Below are 6,552 nucleotides of genomic sequence, written 5' to 3' on the forward strand. Positions count from 1 at the left end.
GATCGGCATCCTCACTCATGGCGCGGCTGTGACCTTTATGACCCGCCTTAGCGCCGCCAGGCTTTGCCCTGTCCCGACGCGCCTTGCGATCGCTCGAAGGTGGCTTGGACGACGTGCGCGATGTCTTCTCTGGCCGCTGTATCCGCAGCACCAGATCGATCAACTCTTCCTTCGTCAGACGCTGCAAATCAGTGCGATCCATATCCCCATAGATTCAGGGATTCTTGCCCCTGACAAGGGCGTGAGTAATTACGCGCAACAGCCGTCCGCATCGCCCTTCGACCTGACGGCATTGTCATGTCGTGCGACAGTCCTACTGAGGCCCGACGAGAGCCAGCACGTCCATCTCCGCACTGCGGCGCATAGCCTCCAGCTCGCAGTTTCGGGTGCGGATATCCTGCGGCCCGTTTGCCTGCGTGCTGAGGCGATCTGGCCCGCAGCACTTTTGAAGCATCGCTTGTGGGCGCTCGAGTGCCTCAATGCCCTTTGTCTCGATGGAGAACCGCCCACCCGCTTGTTTCCGCCCGAAACGCGCTGCACCCGATTGGCCTTCGTTCTTCGTGCGCTCGACGGATCGCTTGCCGGAGCATCACATCGCGAAATCGCTGAGGCGCTGATCGGTAAAGGGCGTGTCCGCGCCGACTGGAACGATCCTCGCGATCACCTGCGCGACCGCATCCGCCGCGCCGTCTCTCGCGACCGCGCGCTGATGAATGGCGGGTACCGGGACTTCCTCGTCTGAAAAAGGCGTCGCAATCCGCGCTGTGCGTCAGCCGCCGAACAGGTGCTTGCTGCCGGTCGTCACTATCCAGTTGGCGCGGTCGATATGGCTGCGAACAGCCTTACGGGCGCGGACCGGTTCCAGGATCGGATCGATGCCGAGAATGAGATCGGCCATTTCCTCGATGCTGGCATTGTAGGCGCAGGCGTCGAGGATGCGCAGGTAAATGGTTCGATGCTGCCTGTCGTAGCTCGTGATGCTGTCTGACCAGGGCACTTCGTCGTGCAGAGTTGAGCTTCGAGTCTTATCTGTTCCCGTTGATTGATTCATGGCTGCTGCGAACCTCGCCAGTGAGCGCTGGATCAGCAGAGCATATCCCAAACTGGGATAATCCGAAACCGGGATTAGTCGCTGAGCCGGTCTTTACCTGACCGGTTCGCCTACATGCCCAAATCTCTTCGATCGCCCCGCCACCAGAGGTTTCTGGCTCACCTCGTATCGCTGCGCAAGGCCAAAGGCCTAACCCAGGCGCAGGTTGCTGAGAAGCTTGTTCGTCCGCAATCTTTCGTGGCCAAGTACGAGGGTGGAGAGCGGCGTCTCGATGTCATCGAGTTTCTTGAGGTAACCGCGGCTCTTGACGCTGATCCCTGCGAAATTCTGTCGAGCCTCCGGTCATAGCGGGCACCTGCGCGCCTGAAGGGCGCGCCGGGTACTCATGAACCGAGCTCGCTTTTCTTCGGCAGGCTCAGGCGGTCTCGGCCACCCGGCTCGGCCCTGACGCGGGCAGCTTTTCGGCTTCTGAAAGATGCGGCGCCCGATTGACCTCGTTTTTCGTGCGCCCGACGGGTCGCTCGCTGGAGCACCCCGCCGGGAGATCGCTGAGGCGCTTCGTGGTCGAGATAATTGGCCGATCCGACGACCAGAAGGGCTTCGGAGTCTTACCCCGCCGCAGGCGCATCGGGGCACACGTCCGCCGGATTGCCGGCTGGAATTCGAGGCCCTCGGGATCCACGAGCGCAAGTTCGTCAACGACGCCCGTTTTCCTGCAGGCGCGACAAGTGGGCGCGAGTGTGCTCAGGGAAACATTCGGGACTTCAACTTTCTTTCCCACCTCGTTCCGAGAGGGCGAATTGTCCGGTACCGAACACCAGAAGCGTCCTGATCCCTATGATTTCGGCGCCCACGATGCTTCATGCCTAGGCCTTGCAGCAACTGGGTCTAGTTGTCTGGTTGGCGGCACTGCTTCAGATCTGGCGATGCCCACCGCCGGGCTTCACCGGCACTTGGAGTGGCATTTCGCCCCTACCGGAACCGACCCGAGTAACGCAACGATTTCTTGCACACGTTTTTGCGAAGCCACTGCGTCAGAAGAGGCGATTTGCAGCTCTCGCAGCAGCGCGGCTCCGTCGTTCGACTTCAGCTCCAATGGACCGGCGCCTATTCCCGACAACAGCCATGAGGGGCTCACAGCCAGGATGCCCGCCATCATGGCAAGGCGACTGGATTGCGGCGCGGCGCGGTCGCATTCCCACGCCTTCCAGCATGCCGTCTCGACACCAAGTCGGCATGCGGCCTGTGCCATTGTAAGTTTGACGAGTTCGCGTGCGAACGAGATACGTCCCCCTAGAGTATCGGATGACGCGAAATCATTAGGCTGGGTTTGGGTAAGGATTGGCTCGATCTCCTATGCTCTGGTTCAATCCCTTTCGGGCGGTGGCCTGCTGCGTATTTCCACGATGCCGGCCATCGATTCGATTTGAAGCACCAGTCTGAACGGGACTCGGCCCTGATCATTAAAAGCTCCGTATACACGCTGCAACCTTCGGGTCGTGCGCGCTTGTGGACTCCAGTCGAGGTAGATCGTCGCGAACGATTGACCAGTTAAGAATGGTCACTGGGCCTGTGAGCATTCCCTTCACTGGCTTTTTCGTAACCGACTGGGCGTATCGCCACCAGCGCACCGTCATCGGATTGGGCCGCGATACGTCGCCGAAGATGATGGGGGCGCGCACGTAGCGCGAGCCATAGCTCTGCACCCAGCCATGCTGGGTAAAGGCGAAGCCGGATAGCTGCTCGCCGAAATGCTGGACCATGTCGTTTCGCTCGAACTCACCATGCACCAATACGTCCAGCCCGATCTCTTCCTGCCAGCGAATGGCGGCCTCGGTCTGTTTCCTCAGGAGGATCTCGTAGTCGACATAGCTCAGTTTACCCCTGGTATGCGCGGAGCGCGCCTTGCGCACCTCCGGCGTTTGCGGGAAGGACCCGATGGTCGTCGTCGGGAACGGCGGCAGGCCCAGCGTGCTAGCCTGGACTTTGGAACGCTTGGTAAAAGTGCTCTTTCGCCGCGTCATGCTATCGTCGATACTGGCGAGGCGCCCCTCGACGAGCGGATCGTGGACCTTTGCGGACATCGCGCGGGTCTCGGCCGCGTCTGCGCAAGCTTTCAATTCGCCTGCTACAGCTTCTCTGCCTTCGGACAAGGCTCGGGCTAGCAAAACCAGCTCCTGTGTCTTTTGGGTCGCGAAGGCGAGCCACGAGTTGATGTCCGCGTCGAGCGCGGACTCCATCCGCAGGTCAACCGGCACATGGAGCATCGAACAGGAAGGCGCGATCTCGATCCGGTCCAGCGGCCAGCCGGCGACGATCGGCTTTATGCGGTCAAGAATGGCAGGCAGGTTCGAGCGCCAGACGTTGCGGCTGTCGATTAAGCCAAGCGACAGCACAAAATCCTTCGGCGTGAGCCGACCGACCGTCTCCAGCTGCTCGGGAGCGCGCACGAGATCGAGATGCAGGCCCGCCAAAGGCAGAGAAATCGCGGTCTCAAGATTGTCCCCCAACGGTCCAAAATAGGTGGCCAGCATGATCTTCAACTCGGGCTCGGCTTTCGCCAGCTGGCCATAGGCGACTTCGAACGCCGCTCGTTCGTTCGGGCTCAGATCGAGCACAAGCGCCGGCTCGTCAATCTGCACCCAGTCGACGCCCGAAAGCTTCAGTCTGCGCAGGAGTTGCCCGTAGACGGGCAGCAGCCGCGGCAGGAGCGCCAGGGGATTGAAACCTTCGGCGGGTGACTTCGACAGCTTGAGAAAGGTGACCGGTCCAAGGATGACCGGGCGGGTGTGAATGCCAAAAGCTTTTGCTTCAAGGAAGTGATCGACCGGTTTCGTCGAGGAGAGCGCGAAGGTCTGATCGTCGTCGAGTTCGGGCACAATGTAGTGATAGTTGGTGTCAAACCATTTGCTCATTTCCATTGCGGCCAGGCCAGGCCCATGAGCTTCATGCTCGTGACCGGCATCTCCACACCAGCAGTCCCATCTTGCTTGCCGCGCGCCATCGCGAAGTAGATGTCGAGTGGGACCCCGCCGGCTTTCCAGCCGTAACGGGACGGCACTGCACCCACCATGGCTGCGGTGTCCAGTACATGGTCGTAGAGCGAGAAGTCGTTCGATGGGATTTTCGATACGCCGCGATCGTGCTGCTCCCTCCAGCTTGCGGCACGCAGCGCCTTCGCCGTGGACAAAAGGTGGTCAGCAGAAAATTCACCGGACCAGTAGTTTTCAAGCGCGAATTTAAGTTCTCGGCGGCGGCCGATGCGTGGCACGCCGAGCGTTGCTACAGGAGTTTGTTGAGAGACAGTCATGCCATACCCCGATGGTTGAGGGCGTGGGGACAAGCAAGTCGCGAGTAGCCGGCACAAACGCCGAACTGCTGCGGCCATCTGGACACCCCGCCCGTGGACGTTGTTCGCCGTGGCAGGTCTCCTGACTCGCGGGTCGTAGCCTCCGCCCCGTCTTCCCGAGACAGATCGCCTCAGTGACTTCAGTGGGGTGGGCTCGCCGCTTACAGTTGCGGGGGCAGCGCCGGCATCACACCGGCTTCCCTCTTAGCTCCGCAGCGGCAGCGCCGTACAGAGAACCACGACATGCAGACAATCACAGCAGTCAGCCTCTCTGTCAATACCGCATAAAGAAATGTTTATATGATTATGCGGATGCGTCGGCTCTGTCCGGGATATCGATCCAACTATCTTGCCGGCCGATGGTCGAGCGACCGCGTAGCCGCATACGGGTCGCTCCGCTTTACATAATACATCCCATACATGAGGTTGCTCCCCTCGGCGGATGAGACCATCTGCCCTGGTTTGTCGAAGACCTAAGGAGAGCAGCGATGAAACATTATGCTGGATGGGACGAACAGATAAATAAAATCAACTAGTTATGGGGTGGCATGAGTGGCATGTGCAAAAACTGCACACAAAAGTTCTTCTTCTCTTCCATTTTCGTTCCCCCGATTACGTAGCCGAGCCACCGCTCGACAGACCTTTTGGCCGCGATACGCGCCGCTCGCACCCCGATTTGCGCTAGCGTATCCACGGCTGGCCTCAGGGTGAGGTTTGAGCAGATGAAATTCGGATTAAGGGATCGAAGCCAAGGCTCCCGCAGGCGCCTTTGCGTCCGAAGGAAAATATGGGGTGGAAACGGCTGCACTCGGCGTTCGCGATTTCACTCTGAAGGTGCTCGCCGGGGTCGATGAGAAGCCGAGAAATACGAATTCGCCATACCACTACGCCAAGACGCGCCACAGCTCGTCAAAATGCGAAAACGTGAGCGTGACCGCGCAGAAGCACTACGCCTTGCAGGTGGGCGGCCGCCATCGCTCCGGGATCGCGCCGCCGCTTTGGCGCAAAAGTGCGGCGAGGTGCGGACCCGCGATCTCACCAACATCGGCATCCCACGGTGCTATCTCTCCCTGATGTGCGAGGAAGGTCTACTCGTGAAGGTCTGCTATGGCGGTATCGCGCCGTGCGTTGAAGACGGCCTGACCATCAGGTCGCGCCGAGTGAGCGACAGGATCGCGCTGCTTGGATGACCTCGCCAATCCAGCCTTCGCAGAGGGCATCGACCAAACGCGGGTTGCGGCCGCTATCGATAGATTTGAATCGAGGCGGGAACGAGCGGCAAGCACGTGCTGTGCGAGAAGCCAGTCGGCATTATAGTTGAAGAGGTCGATGCCTTGGAAAACGCCGTCGCAGTGTCTGGCAGGGTCCTGCAGGTAGGCGGCACTAGAGCACGTCCCGCGATCAATGAAGCGATTGTGATGTGACGTCGGGCTTCGCGGGTGATTCAACATCCACTTTGATGAGGTGGATGATGGGAAGAGCACTGAGCGACGATCTTCGATCGCGGGTCTTGAAGGCTTCGGACGCGGGCATGTCTGCCCGGCAGGCGGCGGCGCGGTTCGGCGTCGGCATATCGAGTGCAATCCGGTGGATCGCACGGGCGAAGATCGGCGAGCGGACGCCGCGGCCGCAAGGCCGTCGACGCGCGTCCAGCCTCGATGCGCATAAAGCCTTCATCGTGGGGTTGATCGATGAGCGCGACCGTGTTCTTCGCGAGGCTCGAGAGACCGCCGGAGGACGGGCACGGCGCCGCAGCGCGGTATCCACGGCGCTACGACGGAGCATTCCGATTCGTACTTTCTCCGACTGGCAGGACCCTCCGCCCGGATTTGTCGAGGCTGACCTGGTGGCGCACAGTGGACCGGTGACGAGCGGCAGCTTTATTCAAACGCTTTGTCTCACCGACATTGCGAGCGGGTGGACGGAATGCGCTCCCCTGCTTGTCCGCGAGCAGAAGCTGCTGAGCGAGGTGCTGACGGAACTGCGGCGGCTCCTGCCATTCAAACTTCTCGGGTTCGATACGGACAATGACAGCGTGTTCCTGAATGAGACTGTGCGCGATTACTGCCGGGACGGTGGCATCGAGTTCACCCGCTGCCGGCCTTACCGCAAGAATGACCAGGCATTTGTCGAGCAGAAGAACGGCGCCGTT

At 60.4% G+C, this 6,552-nt stretch carries 4 protein-coding genes, 3 pseudogenes and 1 riboswitch; of the genes and pseudogenes, 4 read left to right on the plus strand and 3 right to left on the minus strand.

All coding sequences use genetic code 11. The features are described from left to right. Nucleotides 1-202, minus strand: a pseudogene (locus tag D3227_RS39395) (IS66 family transposase); the annotation flags it as partial. Between the two features lie 39 nt (nt 203-241). Here D3227_RS39395 and D3227_RS39400 point away from each other — a divergent pair. Beyond that, nucleotides 242-742: a DUF2285 domain-containing protein gene (locus tag D3227_RS39400; RefSeq protein ID WP_208646604.1), complete on the plus strand. Its 501-nt coding sequence runs from the start codon at nt 242-244 to the stop codon at nt 740-742. A gap of 27 nt (nt 743-769) precedes the next feature. Here D3227_RS39400 and D3227_RS39405 read toward each other — a convergent pair whose 3' ends face one another. Then, nucleotides 770-1,051, minus strand: coding sequence for a hypothetical protein (locus D3227_RS39405; protein WP_120019365.1), 282 nt, complete (start codon nt 1,049-1,051; stop codon nt 770-772). A 114-nt stretch (nt 1,052-1,165) separates the two neighbouring features. Here D3227_RS39405 and D3227_RS39410 point away from each other — a divergent pair, with 114 nt between their 5' ends. Next, on the plus strand, nt 1,166-1,399 hold the full coding sequence (locus D3227_RS39410) for a helix-turn-helix domain-containing protein (protein WP_120019362.1): 234 nt from the start codon (nt 1,166-1,168) through the stop codon (nt 1,397-1,399). A 1,124-nt stretch (nt 1,400-2,523) separates the two neighbouring features. Here the strand turns inward: D3227_RS39410 and metE are convergent. Then, nucleotides 2,524-4,361 (minus strand): annotated as a pseudogene (gene metE, locus D3227_RS39420) (5-methyltetrahydropteroyltriglutamate--homocysteine S-methyltransferase); the annotation flags it as partial. Between the two features lie 94 nt (nt 4,362-4,455). Beyond that, nucleotides 4,456-4,656: riboswitch (cobalamin riboswitch) on the minus strand. Nucleotides 4,657-5,659: 1,003 nt separating this feature from the next. On the opposite strand from metE, the gene D3227_RS43565 reads away from it, so the two are divergent. Both D3227_RS43565 and D3227_RS43570 read left to right on the plus strand, forming a co-directional pair. After that, a complete protein-coding gene (locus tag D3227_RS43565; protein ID WP_425374601.1) occupies nt 5,660-5,824 on the plus strand; it encodes a Gfo/Idh/MocA family oxidoreductase in 165 nt (54 codons plus the stop codon). A gap of 47 nt (nt 5,825-5,871) precedes the next feature. Further along, a pseudogene (locus tag D3227_RS43570) lies at nt 5,872-6,552 on the plus strand (helix-turn-helix domain-containing protein); the annotation flags it as partial.

This window comes from Mesorhizobium waimense, from assembly GCF_003601975.1.
Classification (GTDB): Bacteria; Pseudomonadota; Alphaproteobacteria; order Rhizobiales; family Rhizobiaceae; genus Mesorhizobium; species Mesorhizobium waimense.

Coding starts and splice junctions, on each gene's coding strand:
- D3227_RS39405 (WP_120019365.1), bottom strand. CDS start 1,051: ATGAATCAATCAACGGGAACAGATAAGACTCGAAGCTCAACTCTGCAC.
- D3227_RS39410 (WP_120019362.1), top strand. CDS start 1,166: ATGCCCAAATCTCTTCGATCGCCCCGCCACCAGAGGTTTCTGGCTCAC.